The sequence below is a fragment of the Staphylococcus sp. FSL W8-1270 genome (genome assembly GCF_038007165.1).
GTDB lineage: Bacteria > Bacillota > Bacilli > Staphylococcales > Staphylococcaceae > Staphylococcus > Staphylococcus hominis.
Map to the genome: position 1 here is coordinate 1,312,807 of NZ_JBBOWQ010000001.1, position 19,257 is coordinate 1,332,063.

22 protein-coding genes are annotated in these 19,257 nt (G+C 30.9%); 20 read left to right on the plus strand and 2 right to left on the minus strand.

Going from position 1 to position 19,257, the window contains the following annotated elements; all coding sequences use genetic code 11:
• Positions 1-885 (plus strand): 5'-3' exonuclease, encoded by an 885-nt coding sequence (locus NSU06_RS06665; RefSeq protein WP_049415968.1) that lies wholly within the window; start codon positions 1-3, stop codon positions 883-885.
• A gap of 63 nt (positions 886-948) precedes the next feature.
• Here the strand turns inward: NSU06_RS06665 and NSU06_RS06670 are convergent, their stop codons facing one another.
• Positions 949-1,350, minus strand: a complete 402-nt coding sequence (locus NSU06_RS06670; RefSeq protein WP_002449811.1) for a ribonuclease HI family protein — start codon at positions 1,348-1,350, stop codon at positions 949-951.
• Positions 1,351-1,449: 99 nt separating this feature from the next.
• The gene (locus NSU06_RS06675; protein WP_049382033.1) at positions 1,450-2,154 is read right to left on the minus strand and encodes a queuosine precursor transporter; all 705 of its coding nucleotides are present in this window, start codon (positions 2,152-2,154) and stop codon (positions 1,450-1,452) included.
• 199 nt (positions 2,155-2,353) lie between these two features.
• Here NSU06_RS06675 and NSU06_RS06680 point away from each other — a divergent pair, with 199 nt between their 5' ends.
• The 19 genes from NSU06_RS06680 to odhB all read left to right on the plus strand — a co-directional run bounded on the left by NSU06_RS06680 (position 2,354) and on the right by odhB (position 19,254).
• Complete coding sequence (locus tag NSU06_RS06680) at positions 2,354-2,548, plus strand: zinc-finger domain-containing protein (protein ID WP_002449911.1); 195 nt, start codon at positions 2,354-2,356, stop codon at positions 2,546-2,548.
• A gap of 11 nt (positions 2,549-2,559) precedes the next feature.
• A complete protein-coding gene (locus tag NSU06_RS06685; protein ID WP_002449746.1) occupies positions 2,560-2,808 on the plus strand; it encodes a NifU N-terminal domain-containing protein in 249 nt (82 codons plus the stop codon).
• Positions 2,809-2,825: 17 nt separating this feature from the next.
• The gene (locus NSU06_RS06690) at positions 2,826-3,941 is read left to right on the plus strand and encodes a conserved virulence factor C family protein (protein WP_017176316.1); all 1,116 of its coding nucleotides are present in this window, start codon (positions 2,826-2,828) and stop codon (positions 3,939-3,941) included.
• Between the two features lie 13 nt (positions 3,942-3,954).
• Positions 3,955-4,389, plus strand: a complete 435-nt coding sequence (gene brxA, locus NSU06_RS06695; RefSeq protein WP_017176317.1) for a bacilliredoxin BrxA — start codon at positions 3,955-3,957, stop codon at positions 4,387-4,389.
• A 181-nt stretch (positions 4,390-4,570) separates the two neighbouring features.
• The gene (locus tag NSU06_RS06700; protein WP_049420518.1) at positions 4,571-5,527 is read left to right on the plus strand and encodes a thymidylate synthase; all 957 of its coding nucleotides are present in this window, start codon (positions 4,571-4,573) and stop codon (positions 5,525-5,527) included.
• Positions 5,528-5,568: 41 nt separating this feature from the next.
• Complete coding sequence (locus NSU06_RS06705; RefSeq protein ID WP_048679885.1) at positions 5,569-6,045, plus strand: dihydrofolate reductase; 477 nt, start codon at positions 5,569-5,571, stop codon at positions 6,043-6,045.
• Positions 6,046-6,066: 21 nt separating this feature from the next.
• On the plus strand, positions 6,067-6,912 hold the full coding sequence (locus tag NSU06_RS06710; RefSeq protein ID WP_017176320.1) for a DegV family protein: 846 nt from the start codon (positions 6,067-6,069) through the stop codon (positions 6,910-6,912).
• Positions 6,913-7,013: 101 nt separating this feature from the next.
• Positions 7,014-7,541, plus strand: coding sequence for a peptide-methionine (S)-S-oxide reductase MsrA (msrA, locus tag NSU06_RS06715; RefSeq protein WP_017176321.1), 528 nt, complete (start codon positions 7,014-7,016; stop codon positions 7,539-7,541).
• Positions 7,534-7,962 carry a peptide-methionine (R)-S-oxide reductase MsrB gene (gene msrB, locus NSU06_RS06720; RefSeq protein WP_002449905.1) on the plus strand — a complete coding sequence of 143 codons (429 nt, stop codon included), beginning with the start codon at positions 7,534-7,536 and terminating at the stop codon, positions 7,960-7,962. The genes msrA and msrB overlap by 8 nt, the downstream gene beginning before the upstream one ends.
• Positions 7,963-7,974: 12 nt before the next feature.
• The gene (locus tag NSU06_RS06725; RefSeq protein WP_002449797.1) at positions 7,975-8,475 is read left to right on the plus strand and encodes a PTS sugar transporter subunit IIA; all 501 of its coding nucleotides are present in this window, start codon (positions 7,975-7,977) and stop codon (positions 8,473-8,475) included.
• Positions 8,475-8,696, plus strand: a complete 222-nt coding sequence (locus NSU06_RS06730; protein WP_017176322.1) for a YozE family protein — start codon at positions 8,475-8,477, stop codon at positions 8,694-8,696. Before NSU06_RS06725 ends, NSU06_RS06730 begins: the two co-directional genes overlap by 1 nt.
• Positions 8,697-8,897: 201 nt before the next feature.
• The gene (locus NSU06_RS06735; protein ID WP_017176323.1) at positions 8,898-10,367 is read left to right on the plus strand and encodes a S41 family peptidase; all 1,470 of its coding nucleotides are present in this window, start codon (positions 8,898-8,900) and stop codon (positions 10,365-10,367) included.
• Positions 10,368-10,384: 17 nt separating this feature from the next.
• Entirely contained in the window at positions 10,385-10,888 is a 504-nt protein-coding gene (locus NSU06_RS06740; protein WP_017176324.1) for a GNAT family N-acetyltransferase, read from the plus strand.
• A gap of 18 nt (positions 10,889-10,906) precedes the next feature.
• Positions 10,907-11,974, plus strand: coding sequence for an undecaprenyldiphospho-muramoylpentapeptide beta-N-acetylglucosaminyltransferase (locus NSU06_RS06745; RefSeq protein ID WP_017176325.1), 1,068 nt, complete (start codon positions 10,907-10,909; stop codon positions 11,972-11,974).
• A 17-nt stretch (positions 11,975-11,991) separates the two neighbouring features.
• On the plus strand, positions 11,992-12,615 hold the full coding sequence (locus tag NSU06_RS06750) for a phosphatase PAP2 family protein (protein WP_017176326.1): 624 nt from the start codon (positions 11,992-11,994) through the stop codon (positions 12,613-12,615).
• A gap of 324 nt (positions 12,616-12,939) precedes the next feature.
• Complete coding sequence (locus NSU06_RS06755) at positions 12,940-13,599, plus strand: response regulator transcription factor (RefSeq protein ID WP_019835254.1); 660 nt, start codon at positions 12,940-12,942, stop codon at positions 13,597-13,599.
• Positions 13,600-13,649: 50 nt separating this feature from the next.
• Positions 13,650-14,957, plus strand: a complete 1,308-nt coding sequence (locus tag NSU06_RS06760) for a HAMP domain-containing sensor histidine kinase (protein ID WP_371089565.1) — start codon at positions 13,650-13,652, stop codon at positions 14,955-14,957.
• Between the two features lie 170 nt (positions 14,958-15,127).
• Positions 15,128-17,935, plus strand: a complete 2,808-nt coding sequence (locus tag NSU06_RS06765) for a 2-oxoglutarate dehydrogenase E1 component (protein WP_017176329.1) — start codon at positions 15,128-15,130, stop codon at positions 17,933-17,935.
• 11 nt (positions 17,936-17,946) lie between these two features.
• Positions 17,947-19,254 (plus strand): 2-oxoglutarate dehydrogenase complex dihydrolipoyllysine-residue succinyltransferase, encoded by a 1,308-nt coding sequence (odhB, locus tag NSU06_RS06770; RefSeq protein ID WP_017176330.1) that lies wholly within the window; start codon positions 17,947-17,949, stop codon positions 19,252-19,254.
• Positions 19,255-19,257 lie beyond the last annotated feature (3 nt).

A 19,257-nucleotide genomic window follows, 5' to 3' on the forward strand; every position in this document is an offset into this window, starting at 1 on the left:
ATGACTCAACGTGTCTTACTTGTAGATGGAATGGCACTCTTATTTAGACATTTTTATGCTACAAGTCTACACAATCAATTTATGTATAATTCTAAAGGTATGCCAACCAATGGGATTCAAGGTTTTGTTAGACATATCTTTACGGCAATTAAGGATATTAAACCAAGCCATGTTGCGATATGTTGGGATATGGGGCAAGCGACCTTTAGAGATGCTATGTATACTTCTTATAAACAAAATAGACCTGCGCCACCAGAAGAATTGATACCTCAATTCGATTACGTAAAAGACATTTCAGAACAATTTGGTTTTGTGAATATCGGTGTTGCAAATTATGAGGCAGACGATGTCATAGGAACACTCGCTAAAATATATTCAAAAGATAATGAAGTACATATTGTAACTGGAGATAGAGATATTTTACAATGTATCAATGAACAAGTAGAAGTCTGGTTAATCAGAAAAGGTTTTAATATTTATCATCATTATACTCTTAATCGTTTTAATGAAGAGTATGCATTACATCCACTTCAACTTATTGATATTAAAGCATTTATGGGAGATTCAGCAGATGGGTATCCTGGTGTTAAAGGTATTGGGGAAAAAACCGCCATTAAATTAATACAATCTTATGGTAGCGTTGAAAACGTACTAGACCATATCGAATCACTTACACCTGGTCAACAGAAAAAAATTGCAACTGATAAAGAAAATTTGATTTTATCCAAACAATTAGCGGAAATCTATACGGATGTGCCTATCGATACAACTGCATTATATAAAGAAATGGAATATACACATTCATTGAATCATATTCTTTCAATTTGTAATGAACACGAACTTTATGTCTCTGGTAAATATCTTGCTTCAAAAATTTTAATGTAAAACAGATAAAAAAAGAAGATAAAAGAATTCAACATAAATTCTTTTATCTTCTTTTTTACATTATTATTGTTTATTCTTAATTAATTTGTATAGAGCTTGTTGTGCTAATTGATTTGCTTCTTTATTTTTATCTCTTGGAACCCATTTTACAAATAGCAAATCAAAACTTGCTTCTAAAATCTCCATATTTTCAAAAAATGGTTTGAAACGCGCATTTTTTACATAACCTTGATTCACGCTATCTTCTATCAATTTAGAATCTGTATGCAATAAAGCATTTGAAACATTTAATTCACGAGCATGTTCTAATGCATGAATGAATGCAGACCATTCAGCACTATGGTTGTCCAATTCTCCTAAATCATGTGTATACGTATATTTAATATCATTTTCTTTAATTACTATCCCACACGTACTACGTCCCGGATTGCCACTCGTCGCAGCATCAAAAAATATTTTAGCCATTAAAAACACCTCTAGTTTAAGCATTAATTAAACACTATTTGTCTATTTAAAAATAGCATATTGCTTAGTAAACCTAAACAATATGCATGTATGATTGTTTTAATAACCTTCGTCTAATTTTTGAATTTTTCCTTTTCGATAGAAAGACTTCGCAATATAACCAAATGGAACATTGAAAATCGTTGAGACTAATTTTAAAACATACGTAGTAATAAAGATTTCAAATACAACACTTGCAGGCAATGTACCGATAAATGCGATAGTTACAAATAATGCAGTATCAATAATTGAACTTAATACCGTACTTCCATAAGCTCTAATAATAAATGTTTTATCTGATTGGAAAACTTTTTTTATCATTGAAAAGATGAACACATCTACATGTTGCCCTATAATATAAGCAATAATTGAACCTAAAGCAATTCTCGGCACTAAATCAAAAATCGTAGATAATGCTTTTTGAGATATATCTTCTGGTGCGGGTATAAAATGTAATGACATTTGCATTACAATTATCATAACAAGAGTTGATGAGAAGCCTAACCATACAGCACGTTTAGCAACTTTTCGTCCATAAATATCATTTAAAATATCTGTAGCTAGGTAGATAGAGGCAAACATTACATTACCTAAAGTTGCTGAGATACCAAAAATATCAACCGTTTTGATGACTTGGATATTAGCAATAATTGTACCGATAGCTACCCAAGCGATAAGACCTTGTTTACCAAAACAACGATACATTAAAACCATTACAATAAATGTTACAAAAAAAGTAGCAATACCAAAAAATTCATTATACATCATTTATTCCTCCTAAATTTTGATAATGCGGGTGTTTAGAAACCGCTAAGCAACTTTAATATTTTATAGTAAAAGTAATTCAAATTCAATACTCATTAATCAATTCATATTATAAATAATAAAAAATAAAATCGATTATTTTAAAATGATCATCATATAAGTTATAATAACTCCATATTTATAAAATTAAGTATAAGGAGTGAAAGTTATACTTACACATTCCGAACAAAATGCAATAGAAAAAATTGATGAATTAATGAATACTTATTGTGATAAATGTTTACTGAAAACACACATTAGAAAAACAGAAGGAAAAACACAAGCACATCATTTTTGTATTTCTGAATGTTCAATAGGTAAGCAAATTAAGCAATTAGGCAATGAACTTCAATAGGAGGGAATTTTATGCATATAAAGTCAATTGAAGACACACCAAATTATAATACGATTAAAATTAATTTAAGTGAAAAACGTAAAGATAATCAATCAAATACGTATACATCTGCTCAAGATGGGCAACCTGATTTTATTAATCGATTATTTGATATCGAAGGAGTAAAGTCAGTTTTTTATGTCATGGATTTTATTTCAGTAGATAAAGAGGAATATGCCAATTGGGATGATCTTGTACCTAAAATTGAAGACACATTTTAATTTTAGGAGGAACAGTAGTGGAAATATTAAAAATTGAACCAACACCAAGCCCAAATACAATGAAAATCGTTTTAAGTGAAAAGCGTGCTGATAATCAGTCGAACACATATACAGAAGTCAAAACATCTCAACCTGATTTTATTAATGACTTATTACAAATTAAAGATGTTAAATCTATATTTCATGTAATTGACTTTTTAGCTATTGATAAGTATCCGAAAGCAAATTGGGAAGAGGTATTACCTCAAATTACTGCGTCACTTCAAAAAGAGGAAACTATTAGTCAATCATCTCAGTTTGATGAACACTATGGAGAAGTGAAAGCAGAGATACTCACTTTTAAAAATATCCCATATCAAATTAAATTAACAAATGCTCATGAAGAAGTACGTAAACAACTACCTGATATCTTTATTAATAGTATGCTTAAAGCACAAGAAGATGATGATAATGTTATTTTTCTTAGAAAATGGAAAGAGCTTGGTTTACGTTATGGAGAACTTTCTCTAGTTATGGAAGAAGTTTATGAAGAAATCATTGCATTATATCCAAAAAGTCGATTGGAACAATTAGTCGTTCAAGCTTTATCTACACAAACGAAAAGTACATCTCATTTTTATCAACATGTTTCATACGAGGAGTACTTGAATGAATCAGACTGGAAAGTACGTCTCAGAATGTTAACAGAATTCCCAACACCAACACTTGAGGATATTCCACTCTTAGAGCAAGCCCTAAATGAAAATAAGTTACCATTAAGACGTCAAGCGATTGTTTTATTTGGTATGATTGAAAGTAAAGAAATATTGCCATATTTGTATAAAGGATTAAATGATCAGCATCCAGCTATTCGACGTACAGCTGGAGACTGTATCAGTGATTTAGGTTATAAAGAAGCTTTGCCAGAAATGGAAAAAGCACTTGATGATCCACAAAAAATTGTTCGTTGGAGAGCTGCAATGTTTTTATTTGAAGAAGGTGGCGAAGCGCAACTAGCATCTCTAAGAGCGCATGCAAACGACAATGCTTACGAAGTAAAACTTCAAGTGAAAATGGCAATTTCTAGAATTGAAAATGGCGATGAAGCATTAGGTTCCGTATGGAAACAAATTGCTAATCGTAATAAACATTAAAGGAGTTTTTTATATGAATCCGTATGAACAATATATGCATGAACTAGCACAACAAATGCGTTCTGAATTAACTGATAATGGTTTTACAAGTTTAGAATCAAGTGAAGATGTATCAAACTATATGAACAATGTTAAAGATGACGAAACAACATTTGTTGTTATTAATTCTACATGTGGTTGTGCTGCTGGTTTAGCGAGACCTGCTGCTGTAGCAGTTGCTGATCAAAATGATAAAAAGCCAACACATAAAGTCACAGTATTCGCTGGACAAGATAAAGAAGCAACGCAAACAATGCGCGATTATATCCAACAAGTACCTTCAAGCCCTTCGTATGCTTTATTTAAAGGTACAGAATTAAAGCATTTTATTCCGCGTGAACATATTGAAGGTAGAGATATTCAAGATATTTGTATGGATATTAAAGATGCTTTCGACGAAAATTGTTAATATGATTATATTAAATTAATCTATCTTAATATGCATCTCCAATAATAAATTATATCAGTTTGATAATTTATTATTGGAGATTTTTAAATATAAAAATGTTTTGAAATAATATAATTCATTCAATATCTTTCTATTTTCTAGTATAATGATAATTAATATAAAATTTAGGAGAGATGTACATATGCTCAATCCTTTTGATTTGGCGTATCACGATTTATGTAATGACATTTTAGAAATTGGTAATCAACGTGATGATAGAACACATACAGGTACCATTTCTAAATTTGGACATCAAATCCGCTTCGATTTAACGAAGGGATTCCCTTTACTCACTACAAAAAAAATATCTTTCAAACTTATTGCTACTGAGTTATTGTGGTTTATAAAAGGAGATACTAATATTCAGTATTTATTAAAATATAATAATAATATTTGGAATGAATGGGCTTTTGAAAAATATATTCAATCTGAAGATTATCATGGTCCAGATATGACAAATTTTGGACATCGTTCTCAAGAAGATGAAAATTTCAATAAAATGTATCAACAGGAAATGAAAAAATTTAAAGAGAAAGTGTTGAATGATGATACTTTTGCTAAAAAATATGGTGATTTAGGAAATGTCTATGGAAAGCAATGGCGTGATTGGGTAGATCAATATGGTAATCATTTCGATCAGCTTAAAACAGTTATTCAGCAAATTAAGACAAACCCTAATTCGAGAAGACACATAGTTTCAGCATGGAATCCCACTGAAATTGATACTATGGCATTACCACCATGTCATACAATGTTTCAGTTCTACGTACAAGATGGCAAATTAAGTTGTCAACTTTATCAACGTAGTGCAGATATTTTCCTAGGTGTGCCTTTTAATATTGCAAGTTATGCATTACTTACGCATTTAATTGCTAAAGAATGTAACTTAGAAGTTGGAGAATTCATTCATACTTTTGGAGATGCACATATTTATTCTAATCACATAGAGGCAATTAAGACTCAACTTTCTAGAGAAGGTTTTGCACCTCCTACATTAAAAATAAATTCTGAACACTCAATCTTTGATATTAATTATGAAGATTTAGAACTTGTAGACTATCAATCTCATCCAGCAATTAAAGCGCCCATTGCTGTGTAATCTATCTTTAATTAAAAATAAACTAAAAGGGGATATGATAAATGACCTTATCAATTTTAGTGGCACATGATCAACAACGTGTCATTGGTTATAAAAATGCTCTACCATGGCATATTCCAAATGATTTAAAACATGTAAAACAACTCTCAACTGGCCATACACTTGTAATGGGTAGAAAAACATTTGAGTCCATTGGCAAACCATTACCAAATAGAAAAAATGTAGTTTTAACTCGTGATAACAATTTTAAACCTGATGGCGTTGAAGTGATTCACACAATTGATGATATCTACAACTTAGAGGGTCATGTATTTATTTTTGGTGGCCAAACATTATTTGAAGTAATGATTGATAAAGTTGACGATATGTATATCACTGTAGTAGATGGAAAACATCAAGGTGATACATTTTTCCCTCCCTATACATTTGAAGATTGGACGGTTGTATCTTCTGAAGAGGGTCAACTTGATGGAAAAAATACTATTCCACATACCTTTTTACATTTAGTACGAAAATAAAATAAATTAACAGGAGAAATTATGACTAAACAAGTAATTGTTACAGACTCTACCTCAGATTTATCAGCTGAATATTTAAATCAACATAACATCCATGTTGTTCCATTAAATTTAACCATTGATAAAGAATCATTTGTAGATCAAGTAGATATCTCATCCGAGGAGTACATTAAACGTATTGAAGAAGACGCTGACGTTAAAACGAGTCAGCCATCAATTGGTAAATTTATTGAATTATATGAACAACTTGATAAAGACAATGACGATGTAGAAATCTTTAGCATTCATATGTCTTCAGGATTAAGTGGAACATATCAGACTGCTTTACAAGCGAGCAATATGATTGAAGCAAAAGTAAATGTGATTGATTCAAAATCAATTTCTTTTGGATTAGCATACCAAATTCAACGTTTAGTAGAACTTGTAAACACTAATCTTTCAAGTGCAGAAATTATTAAACATATTTCAGAATTGCAGAAAAATATTAAACTATTTGTTGTTATTGGCCAACTCAATCAATTAATTAAAGGTGGACGCATCAGTAAAACAAAAGGTTTAATCGGAAATATTATGAAAATAAAACCGATAGGAACACTTAGAGAGGGATATTTAGAAATCGTACATAATTCTCGTACACAAAACTCTAGTATTCAATATCTAAAAAAAGAAATTGCTAAATTTATTGAAAATCATACTATTCAATCGATTGGTATTGCACATGCAAATACGATTGAATTCATTGAAAAAGTAAAACATCAATTTAATGAAGCATTTGGACAACAAAATTATGATGTTAATGTAACGACACCAGTCATTTCTACACACACTGGTCAAGGCGCTATCGGTCTTGTCGTAGTTAGAGGATAATAGATAATAATAGGTGACTTAAGTTATTGATCTCTGAGTTAATTACTTTAATTTCATATCATTATATCGTAAATTTAAAGAAAGATAGAGGAGGTAATATAATGGCATATGCAACTTTAGCAGGAGGATGTTTCTGGTGTATGGTTAAACCTTTTACATCTTACCCAGGTATTGAAGATGTCGTATCAGGTTATAGTGGCGGAAATATAGAAAATCCAACGTATGAACAAGTATGTTCAAATCAAACTGGTCATAGAGAAGCAGTTCAAATTACTTATAATCCAGATATTACGTCATTTGAAAATATTTTGGATGTTTACTTTAAACTATTTGACCCGACAGATAATAAAGGGCAATTTTTTGATAGAGGCGAAAGCTATGAACCAGCAATATTTTATCATGATGAACAACAAAAAAAAGCTGCTGAATTAAAAATCCAACAACTAAATGAAGAAGGTATTTTTAAAAAACCAATCATCACACCAGTTCTTCCTTACAAAAACTTTTATCCAGCGGAAGATTACCATCAAGACTATTATAAAAAAAATCCTATGCATTATGAGCAATATCAACGCGGTTCTGGTAGAAAAGCATTTATAGAATCACATTGGGGGTCTCAAAATGATTAAAAAAGATAAAAGCGAATTAAATGATATGGAGTATCTCGTTACTCAAGAAAATGGTACAGAACCTCCTTTTCAAAATGAATATTGGAATCATTTTGACAAAGGAATATACGTAGATAAAATTTCTGGTAAGCCTTTATTTACTTCTGAAGAGAAATTTGAATCTGATTGTGGTTGGCCAAGTTTCTCAAAAGCATTAGACGATGATGAAATTGTTGAACTCGTAGATAAATCATTTGGTATGATTCGAACTGAAGTTAGATCAGAAGATGCTAACAGTCATTTAGGTCACGTATTCAATGATGGCCCAAAAGAAAGTGGCGGATTGCGTTATTGTATTAATTCTGCAGCTATTCAATTTATTCCATACGAAAAATTAGAAGAATTAGGATATGGCGATTTGATACAACATTTTAATAAATAGGAGCGATGAATAATGTTTAAAAAATTATTTGGTAAAGATAAAGAAGTCAATAAGGAAACTCAACTATATGCACCATTAACAGGTGAATATGTCAAAATTGAAGATATACCAGATCCTGTATTTGCCCAAAAAATGATGGGTGAAGGTTTCGGTATTAATCCTACTGAAGGTGAGGTAGTTTCCCCAGTTGCTGGAAAAGTTGATAATGTTTTTCCAACAAAACATGCAATTGGTTTAAAAACTAAAAATGGTCTTGAAATTTTAGTACACATTGGATTAGATACTGTTCAGTTAGACGGAGAAGGATTTAATGTACTGGTTAGCAGTGGTGACACAGTACAAGTAGGCGACCCTTTACTCAAATTCGATTTAGAATTTATTAGAAATAATGCCAAATCAGTTATTTCACCTATTATTATTACAAATTCTGATCAAACAGAATCTATTTCACTCGATGATGTTAAAGCTGTTATTAAAGGCGAAACTAAAGTTGTCGATGTGACAATGAGCTAATGAAAGATCATTCATTTTATCAATTTGCCTTAACGGCTAGAGGACGTAAAGATGATAAAGGTGAATTAGCCGAAGACATTTTCAATGACTTATCGTTTCCAAAACATGAAAGTGACTTCAACGTATTATCAGACTATATCGAAATGCAAAGTGACATTACGTTACCTATGTCCGTATTTGATGATTTATATGAAGAATATACAGAATGGTTAAAATTCTAATTTAAATTCATTTTATGTCTAAATATGATATGGAGTGGTGTTATAAAATCTTAATTTTAGATTTATATGCCACTCTTTTTATTTTTATCTAATTAAGAATACAATTTCTTATAATTTGCGTTTGCTTAAAAATAAAGACATACTAGGTATGTCTTTATATAAAATGATAAGAGACAAGATGTAATTAGAGGAAGTGATTTTATGAATAATCATTCTGAGGAGCACCATGACGGACAATCAGATGAAAAAAGACATGCATCTCCTAAAAAAAAGATGCATTTGAAAATATGGCAGTTTATCTTAATTTTATTAAGTGTTATTATCATTACAACAATTATAGCTGTATTTGCAACGATAGGAATCAGTCATAAGTTAAGTGGTTTAACTAAAGAAGAGCGTCAAGAAATGAAAAAAATAGAATTTGCATATAAAACGTTAGATACAGACTATTACAAAAAACAAAACTCAAGTAAACTTTCTGAAGCTGCAATTAATGGTATGGTAAAAGAATTAAAAGACCCATATTCTGAATACATGACAAAGTCTGAAACAAAGAGCTTTAATGAAGATGTATCTGGAGATTTTGTAGGTATTGGTGCAGAAATGCAAAAGAAAAATAAAGATATTATGATTACAAGTCCTATGAAAGATTCTCCTGCTGAAAAAGCTGGCCTTCAACCTAAAGATGTTGTCACAAAAGTTAATGGTAAGTCTGTAGTAGGTAAACCTTTAGATCAAGTTGTTAAAGTGGTAAGAGGTAAAGAAGGCACAAATGTTAGGTTAACTATTAAACGCGGTTCTGAAGAAAAAGATATTAATATTAAACGTGGTAAAATTCATGTCAAAAGTGTGGAGTATAAGAAAAAAGGTAACATAGCTGTATTTACGATTACTAAATTCCAACAAAATACTGCGGGTGAATTAAAATCTGCAATTATAAAAGCTCATGATGCTGGTGTTCGAAATATCATCTTAGACTTGCGTAATAATCCAGGGGGATTATTAGATGAAGCAGTTAAAATGGCTAATATTTTTATTGATAAAGGTCAAACTGTTGTTCAACTTGAAAAAGGCAATGATAAAGAAGCAATTAAAACTTCAAATGATGCTTTAAAAGATGTTAAAGATATGAAAGTGAGTATTTTAGTAAATGAAGGTTCCGCAAGTGCGTCAGAGGTCTTTACAGGGGCAATGAAAGATCACCATAAAGCTAAAGTGTATGGTTCAAAAACATTTGGTAAAGGAATCGTTCAAACCACACGAGAACTTAAAGATGGGTCATTATTAAAATATACACAAATGAAATGGTTAACACCTGATGATCATTATATTCATGGAAAAGGTATTAGACCAGATGTTACAATTGATTCTCCTAAGTATCAATCATTAAGTGTTATTCCGTCTGATAAAACATATTCTGTTGGCGATAATAATAAAAACGTTAAATCGATAAAAATTGGTTTAGATGCTTTAGGTTATTATAACGGAGATGAATCAAACCAATTTGATAATCAATTAGCTAATGCTATTAAACTATTCCAATCAGATAATCAACTATCTGAAACGGGAAAATTTGACACCAAAACAAATGAAAAATTCACTCAATTATTAGTTGAAAAATCAAATAAAGAAGACACAGTCTTAGACAAATTATTAAAATTAATAAAATAGAAAGGAATAACTATTATATGATTAGACTAGGTAAACATGAAGATATTAATCAAATCGAAACATTAGTGTCAGAAGCAAAAGATTTAATGAAATCATTTGGGAATAATCAGTGGGACGATAAATACCCAGCTACTGAACATTTTAAGGAAGATATTGATACAGAGACGTTATATGTTTTAGAAGAAAATAACACTATTTATGGATTTATTGTTGTCGACCAACAACAATCAGAGTGGTATGATGATTTAGAATGGCCAGTTGATAGAAATAACGCTTATGTTATTCATAGATTAGCTGGTTCTAAAGATTATAAAGGTGCAGCAACTCAATTATTTGATTTTGCAGTTAAATTAGCAGAAGAACATCATATCCATGTGATTCTGACAGATACTTTTGCATTAAATAAACCCGCTCAAGGTTTATTCGAGAAATTTGGTTTCCAAAAAGTAGGAGAAACAAAAATTGACTATCATCCATTCGATAGAGGCGCACCATTCTATGCATATTATAAAAACATATAAGAATAGAGGTTAATAATCATGTCTAAAATTGCGTTTACCGGAGGCGGCACAGTAGGCCATGTGTCTGTGAACTTAAGTTTAATTCCAACTGCATTAGAAAAAGGACATCAAGTTTTTTATATTGGTTCTAAAAACGGAATTGAACGAGAAATGATTGAATCACAACTTTCGAATATTAAATATTACCCAATTTCAAGTGGTAAATTACGTCGTTATTTATCATTTGAAAATGCAAAAGATGTTTTTAAAGTATTAAAAGGTATCTTAGATGCCCGTCGCGTTCTAAAAAAAGAAAAGCCTGATTTATTATTTTCTAAGGGGGGATTTGTTTCTGTTCCTGTTGTTATAGCAGCACGTTCATTGAATATTCCTACTATTATTCATGAATCAGATTTAACTCCTGGTTTAGCAAACAAAATATCTTTAAAATTTTCAAAAAAAATATATACAACATTTGAAGATACACTTAAATATCTACCTAAAGATAAAGCTGATTTTGTAGGGGCAACCATTAGAGAAGATTTAAAAGAAGGTAATCAACAAAAAGGTTATGAAATAACAGGGTTTGATTCAGATAAAAAAGTATTACTTGTTATGGGTGGTAGCCTAGGTAGTAAAAAATTAAATGATATTATTAGAGAAAATCTTGAAGCTTTACTACATGATTATCAAATCATTCATTTAACAGGGCATGGATTAGTAGATGAGTCTTATAAACAAAAAGGATATATTCAATATGAATTTGTTAAAGAAGAATTAACGCATTTATTATCTATTACAGACACAGTCGTAAGTCGTGCAGGTTCTAATGCTATCTATGAATTCTTGACTTTAAGAATCCCAATGTTGCTCATACCACTAGGACTTGATCAATCTAGAGGGGATCAAATTGACAATGCTAAATATTTTGAATCCAAAGGATATGGAAAAATGATTCCAGAAGATCAACTTACACAATTCAAATTACTCGAACAATTAAAACAAATTGAATCTCACCGTACTGATATTACTCATCAAATGGAATCTTATAAAGAAAGTTATACTAAAGAAGACTTATTTAATAAAATCTTGAACGACGCGCTTTAATATAGGAGGACCAATTGATGAATAGAACGAAACGCATTACATTGCTCATTGTTTTTACATTAATCTTTGGCATCATTGCATTTTTCCATGAATCACGTTTAGGCAAATGGATTGATAATGAAGTATATGAATTTATTTATGCATCGGAGAGTTTTATTACTACATCTATTTTATTAGGTGCAACAAAAATTGGAGAAGTATGGGCAATGGTTTGTTTGTCATTAATGCTTGTTGCTTATTTAATGCTTAAACGTTACAAAATTGAAGCTTTATTTTTTGTTATCACAATGTCACTATCAAGTATATTAAATCCCTTACTAAAAAATATTTTTGATCGTGAACGTCCAACATTACTACGTTTAATTGATATTTCTGGATTTAGTTTTCCTAGTGGACATGCAATGGGTTCGACTTCATTTTTTGGAAGTGCAATGTATATTGCTCAGCGTAGAGCATCAGGAAGTACAAAAGGCGTCATTATTGGACTATGTGCGGCACTTATTTTACTCATTTCTATTTCAAGAGTTTATTTAGGCGTGCATTATCCAACTGATATTATTGCAGGAATCATTGGAGGTGCTTTCTGTATCGTTCTTTCAACTTTAGTATTAAAAGGATTACATGAGCCTACAACCTTATAAATAATAAATAAGTGCGCCTTATTTGGCGCACTTATTTATTATTTACGTCTCGTTTTAAAACGAACGTTTATTAGTATTTACGGACATATAAATTAAGGGGGGAATGGCTTGAAAATGATTATAATTCTAAGTATTTTAAATTATGGGGGAAACTTAGATTTAATTGATAATCATTTTCAATTAATATTATAACTTATTGATAACGATTGTCAATTAAAATCTTACTTTTATTTTATTCATTCTATTAACAAATAATTTTTGTGATAGAATATTGGTTATGTTATGAGAAGTCATACGTTTATTAAAAAAGAGGTGTCTGAAAAAATGACTAATATTTTAATCGTCGAAGATGAACAAAATTTAGCCAGATTTCTTGAATTAGAATTAACACATGAGGGTTATAAGGTGGACATCGAATATGATGGGGAACCTGGTTTAGAAAAAGCATTAAATAACGATTTTGATTTGATTATTTTAGATTTAATGTTACCAAATATAAATGGCCTAGAAATTTGTAGACGTGTACGCCAAGTGCAATCAACACCAATTATTATCATCACTGCTAAAAGTGATACTTACGATAAAGTGACTGGATTAGATTATGGTGCAGATGACTATATAGTAAAGCCCTTTGAAATTGAGGAGCTTTTTGCAAGAATTCGTGCTGTATTACGTCGTCAGCCTCATAAGGATATTATCGATATTAATGGTATCAGAATAGATATTGATGCATTTAAAGTAACTGTTGATGGTAAGCAATTAGATTTTACTAAAACTGAATATGATTTATTGTATCTATTAGCAACGAATCGCAATCACGTACTACAACGTGAACAAATTTTAAATCATGTATGGGGATATAATAGTGAAGTAGAAACGAATGTGGTTGATGTATACATCAGATATTTAAGAAATAAATTGAAACCTTTCAATAAAGAAAAAGTCATTGAAACTGTTCGTGGTGTAGGATACGTGATTCGATAATGAAAAATCATACATTACAATATAAATGGATGACTATCACTACATTGATTATGTTTACGACAATTATTTTATTTTGTCTTATTATTATATTCTTCTTAAAAGATACTTTAAGAGAAGGAGAAGTGGATGAAGCAGAACATAGTTTAAGTGATATTGTCAATTTAATTCAAACGCGTCCGATTAATAATATATCGATATTAGATTTAAGTGCTTCATTAGAAAATTATGAAGAAGTCATTATTTACAATCATACAGGTCAAAGAATAATGAAATCATCTAATGAAAGTACGATTCAGTTTATACCTAATAATAATTTACAAAAGACCGATCGAATTCAAGTAATGCGAAATAATGGAAAAGAGTATTTAGTTATTACTGAACCACTTCATAGTCCAAACTTTAAAGGTTATAGCGTACTCATTCATTCTCTTGAGCATTATAACAACTTAGTAAAATCACTTTATATTATTGCTGTTGTTTTTGGTCTACTTGCTACAGTGATTACTGCATGTATTAGCTATTTCATTTCTAAAAATATTACAAAACCGCTAGTAACAATGTCTAATAAAATGAATCAAATACGACGCGATGGTTTTCAAAATAAATTAGAACTTGATACAAGTTATGAAGAAACAGACAATTTAATAGAAACTTTCAACGAAATGATGTATCAAATTGAAGCCTCTTTTAATCAACAAAGACAATTTGTTGAAGATGCTTCTCATGAGTTAAGAACACCACTTCAAATCATTCAAGGCCATTTAAATTTAATTAAACGTTGGGGTAAGAAAGATCCTGCTATTTTAGAAGAGTCTTTAAATATTTCACTAGAAGAAATGAATCGAATTACAAAGCTAGTAGAAGAATTATTATTATTAACCAAAGATAAAGTAAATATGCAATCCTTAGAAAAAGAGGACGTTGATATCAATGAAGAAATTCAATCACGAATTAAGGCACTTCAACAATTGCATCCAGATTATCTATTTGAGATTGAATTAGAACAAAAACCTTTAGTTTTACAAATTAATCGTCATCAATTTGAACAATTAATCTTAATTTTTATAGACAATGCTATGAAATATGATAAAGAGAGAAAGCATATATGTATTAAAACACAATTGCGTAATAAACAAATAAGTATTGAAATTACCGATCATGGCTTAGGCATACCAAAAGAAGATCAAGAATTTATTTTCGATCGTTTCTATAGAGTAGATAAATCTAGAGCAAGAAGCCAAGGTGGTAATGGCTTAGGGCTTTCAATTGCCGAAAAGATTGTGAGTCAATATGGAGGTTACATTTCTGTAGATAGTGAACTTAATAAATTCACAACATTCAAAATCAATTTTAAATAAAAACACAGATGATTATCATCTGTGTTTTTTTATTAATATAAAATTAAAAAAGTTTATCTTTATTGAATTTTTTCTTTTTACATAATATTCAGTCAATAGTCTTTATCAATAGTTAAAATAGTGCTATGATGGTTTTGTAAGCGGTTTAACTATTTTGTGGAGGGTATAATATGGCAAAGGATAAAAGGGATGTTACAGAAGCTCCAGTAAATTTTGGGGCAAATTTGGGTCTTATGCTCGATTTATATGATGATTATCTTCAAGACCCAACTTCTGTCTCAGATGATTTACAAGTGCTTTTTAGTACAATAAAAAATGGCGAAGCACAAGTTAAAGCTAAGTTTACCACAGATGGGAGTGGTACTTCAGCAGATGATAGCACAATCAAACGTGTCATGCGATTAATTGATAATATTAGACAATATGGTCATCTAAAGGCTGATATTTATCCTGTAAATGCGCCTAAAAGAACGCATATCCCAAAATTAGAAATTGAAGATTTTAATTTAAATAAAGAGACATTAAAAAATATTTCATCTGGTATCGTATCAGATCACTTTAGTGATATATACGATAATGCTTATGAAGCGTTAAAGCGTATGGAAAAGCGTTATAAAGGCTCTATTGCGTTTGAGTACAATCATATTAACAATAATAAAGAACGTACTTGGTTAAAACGTCGTATTGAAACACCTTATAAAGCTACCATTAATAGTGATGAAAAAATTAACTTATTTAAAACACTTGCTCATGTTGAAGGTTTTGAAAAATATCTACATAAGAATTTTGTTGGAGCAAAACGTTTCTCAATTGAAGGTGTAGATACATTAGTGCCAATGTTACAACATACATTGAAGCGTGCTGCTCAAGAGGACATTCAGAATATTCAAATTGGAATGGCACATAGGGGACGTCTCAATGTTTTAACACATGTATTAGAAAAACCTTATGAAATGATGATCTCAGAATTTATGCACACGGATCCAATGAAATTCTTACCTGAAGATGGCAGTTTAAAACTTACTGCTGGTTGGACAGGAGACGTTAAATATCACTTAGGTGGCGTTAAAACTACTTCTTCATATGGTATTGAACAATGTATTTCTTTAGCAAACAATCCAAGTCACCTAGAAATTGTAGCACCTGTAGTTATAGGAAAAACACGTGCTGCTCAAGATGATACACATCATGCGGGTGGACCAACTACAGATTTCCATCACGGTATGCCAATTATTATTCATGGAGATGCTGCATATCCTGGTCAAGGTATCAATTTTGAAACAATGAATTTAAGTAATTTAAATGGTTATTCAACTGGCGGAGCACTACATATAATTACAAATAACCGAATTGGTTTTACAACTGAACCTATTGATGGTCGTTCTACAACGTATTCATCAGATATCGCTAAGGGGTACGATGTACCTATTCTTCATGTGAATGCAGATGATGTAGAAGCGACAATTGAAGCAATTGATATTGCTATGGAATTTAGAAAAGAATTCCATAAAGACTTTGTCATTGATTTAGTAGGTTATCGTCGATATGGACATAACGAGATGGATGAACCATCTATTACAAATCCAACGTTATATCACAATATTAGACAGCATGATTCAGTTGAAGTGATTTATGGAAATAAACTTGTAGATGAAGGTATTTTAACGAAAGAACAAATGTCTGAAATCATTGATTCTGTACAAAAAGAAATGCGTACTGCTCAAGATAAAATTGATAAATCAGATAAAATGAATAGTACTGTAATGAATAAACCTGAATCGCTTCAGTTACCTTTACAAAGTGATAAAAAAGAGTTTAGCTTTGAACATTTGAAAGAAATTAATGATGCAATGTTGAACTATCCTGAAGATTTCCAGGTATTTAGAAAATTAAATAAAGTATTAGAAAAACGTAGAGAACCTTTTGAAAATGAAAATGGCCTAGTTGATTGGGCTCAAGCAGAACAATTAGCTTTTGCAACAATTGTTCAAGATGGCATATCAATTCGTTTGACAGGTCAAGATAGTGAACGTGGCACATTCAGTCACAGACATGCTGTACTACATGATGAAGACAATGGCAATACGTATACACCGCTTCACCATGTACCAAATCAAAAAGCAACATTTGAAGTGCATAACAGTCCATTATCAGAAGCTGCAGTCGTAGGCTTTGAATATGGATATAATGTTGAAAATAAAAATAGTATGAATATTTGGGAAGCCCAATATGGAGATTTTTCAAATATGGCACAAATGATTTTTGATAATTTTATGTCATCTGCCAGAGCCAAATGGGGCGAGCGTAGTGGTCTAACTTTATTCTTACCACACGCTTTTGAAGGTCAAGGTCCTGAACATTCATCAGCACGTTTAGAAAGATTCTTACAACTGGCGGCTGAAAATAATAGTACAGTGGTCAATCTATCAAGTTCTAGTAACTACTTCCATTTATTACGTGCACAAGCTAAAAGTTTAAATACTGAAGCGATGAGACCATTAATTGTGATGTCACCTAAGAGTTTGTTAAGAAATAAAACAGTGGCTAAGCCAATTAGTGAATTTACAACTGGCAGTTTCAAACCAATTATTGTTGAAGATGCTCAAAAAGCTAAAGTAACAAAAGTCATTTTAGCTTCTGGAAAAATGTTTATTGATTTAAAAGAAACATTAGCAAAAGAACCTAATGAAAATATACAACTTATTGCTGTGGAAAGATTATATCCTTTCCCAGAGGAAGACATTAAAAAAGCTTTAGAAGAATTACCAAATTTAGAATCTGTTGCTTGGGTTCAAGAAGAACCTAAAAACCAAGGCGCATGGTTATTTGTTTACCCATATCTTAAATCTATTGTTGGACATCAATATAATTTAAGTTATCAGGGTAGAATACAACGTGCAGCACCTGCCGAAGGTGATGGAGAAATTCACAAACTTGTTCAACATAAAATTATTGAAAATAGTGTCAAAAATAACTAGGGGGAAATATAATGGCAGAGGTAAAAGTTCCAGAATTAGCAGAATCAATTACAGAAGGTACAGTTGCAGAGTGGCTAAAAAACATAGGGGATAATGTTGAAAAAGGAGACGCTATTCTTGAATTAGAAACTGACAAAGTGAATGTTGAAGTTGTATCTGAAGAAGATGGTATACTTCAAGAACAACTTGCATCTGAAGGCGACACTGTAGAAGTGGGCCAAGCTATTGCAATTGTCGGTGAAGGTAAAGGTAGTACAAGTAGTTCAAGCAAATCACAAAATAACGATTCAACTTCTGAAAATGAAAACATAAAAACAGATTCTGCAGAAACTAATCATTCAACACCACGCACTTCTACTGAAGCACAAGGTAGCGATACAAGTTCAAATGACGACTCAGAATCAATCAATAATAAAAGAGTGAATGCAACGCCATCAGCACGTCGTCATGCTCGTAAAAATGGTATTGATTTAAATGAAGTAGCTGGAAAAGGTAGCGATGTGATAAGAAAAGAAGATGTTGATAATCGTCAAAAAACAAGTCAATCTAATCAAAATACTCAACCTAATTCACAACAAGAAACATCTAAAAAATCAACTGCTAATACGCCTAATAAACCAGTGATTCGTGAAAAAATGTCTAGAAGAAAGAAAACAGCTGCAAAAAAATTATTAGAAGTATCTAATAATACCGCAATGCTCACAACATTTAATGAAGTTGATATGACAAATGTAATGGAATTAAGAAAACGTAAAAAAGAACAATTTATTAAAGATCATGACGGCACTAAATTAGGATTTATGTCATTCTTTACTAAGGCAGCAGTAGCAGCACTCAAAAAATATCCAGAAGTTAATGCTGAAATTGATGGAGACGATATGATTACTAAACAATACTATGATATTGGTATTGCTGTTTCAACAGATGATGGATTATTAGTACCATTCGTTAGAGATTGTGATAAGAAAAACTTTGCTGAACTAGAAAAATCAATTGCAGATTTAGCAGTAAAAGCACGTGATAAAAAACTTGGATTAGATGATATGGTAAATGGTTCATTTACAATCACTAATGGTGGTGTATTTGGTTCTATGATGAGTACACCAATTATTAATGGTAATCAAGCTGCTATCTTAGGTATGCATTCAATTATCACTCGTCCAATTGCTATTGATAAAGATACAATCGAGAACAGACCAATGATGTACATTGCATTAAGCTATGACCATAGAATTATTGATGGCAAAGAAGCAGTTGGATTCTTAAAAACAATTAAAGAGCTGATCGAGAGCCCAGAAGACTTATTATTAGAATCTTAATTT

Coding starts and splice junctions, on each gene's coding strand:
- NSU06_RS06665 (WP_049415968.1), top strand. CDS start 1: ATGACTCAACGTGTCTTACTTGTAGATGGAATGGCACTCTTATTTAGA.
- NSU06_RS06670 (WP_002449811.1), bottom strand. CDS start 1,350: ATGGCTAAAATATTTTTTGATGCTGCGACGAGTGGCAATCCGGGACGT.
- NSU06_RS06760 (WP_371089565.1), top strand. CDS start 13,650: ATGTTTACGACAATTATTTTATTTTGTCTTATTATTATATTCTTCTTA.
- NSU06_RS06730 (WP_017176322.1), top strand. CDS start 8,475: ATGAAAGATCATTCATTTTATCAATTTGCCTTAACGGCTAGAGGACGT.
- NSU06_RS06700 (WP_049420518.1), top strand. CDS start 4,571: ATGCTCAATCCTTTTGATTTGGCGTATCACGATTTATGTAATGACATT.
- NSU06_RS06705 (WP_048679885.1), top strand. CDS start 5,569: ATGACCTTATCAATTTTAGTGGCACATGATCAACAACGTGTCATTGGT.
- brxA (WP_017176317.1), top strand. CDS start 3,955: ATGAATCCGTATGAACAATATATGCATGAACTAGCACAACAAATGCGT.
- NSU06_RS06675 (WP_049382033.1), bottom strand. CDS start 2,154: ATGTATAATGAATTTTTTGGTATTGCTACTTTTTTTGTAACATTTATT.
- NSU06_RS06710 (WP_017176320.1), top strand. CDS start 6,067: ATGACTAAACAAGTAATTGTTACAGACTCTACCTCAGATTTATCAGCT.
- msrB (WP_002449905.1), top strand. CDS start 7,534: ATGATTAAAAAAGATAAAAGCGAATTAAATGATATGGAGTATCTCGTT.
- msrA (WP_017176321.1), top strand. CDS start 7,014: ATGGCATATGCAACTTTAGCAGGAGGATGTTTCTGGTGTATGGTTAAA.
- NSU06_RS06755 (WP_019835254.1), top strand. CDS start 12,940: ATGACTAATATTTTAATCGTCGAAGATGAACAAAATTTAGCCAGATTT.
- odhB (WP_017176330.1), top strand. CDS start 17,947: ATGGCAGAGGTAAAAGTTCCAGAATTAGCAGAATCAATTACAGAAGGT.
- NSU06_RS06735 (WP_017176323.1), top strand. CDS start 8,898: ATGAATAATCATTCTGAGGAGCACCATGACGGACAATCAGATGAAAAA.
- NSU06_RS06750 (WP_017176326.1), top strand. CDS start 11,992: ATGAATAGAACGAAACGCATTACATTGCTCATTGTTTTTACATTAATC.
- NSU06_RS06765 (WP_017176329.1), top strand. CDS start 15,128: ATGGCAAAGGATAAAAGGGATGTTACAGAAGCTCCAGTAAATTTTGGG.
- NSU06_RS06725 (WP_002449797.1), top strand. CDS start 7,975: ATGTTTAAAAAATTATTTGGTAAAGATAAAGAAGTCAATAAGGAAACT.
- NSU06_RS06740 (WP_017176324.1), top strand. CDS start 10,385: ATGATTAGACTAGGTAAACATGAAGATATTAATCAAATCGAAACATTA.
- NSU06_RS06685 (WP_002449746.1), top strand. CDS start 2,560: ATGCATATAAAGTCAATTGAAGACACACCAAATTATAATACGATTAAA.
- NSU06_RS06745 (WP_017176325.1), top strand. CDS start 10,907: ATGTCTAAAATTGCGTTTACCGGAGGCGGCACAGTAGGCCATGTGTCT.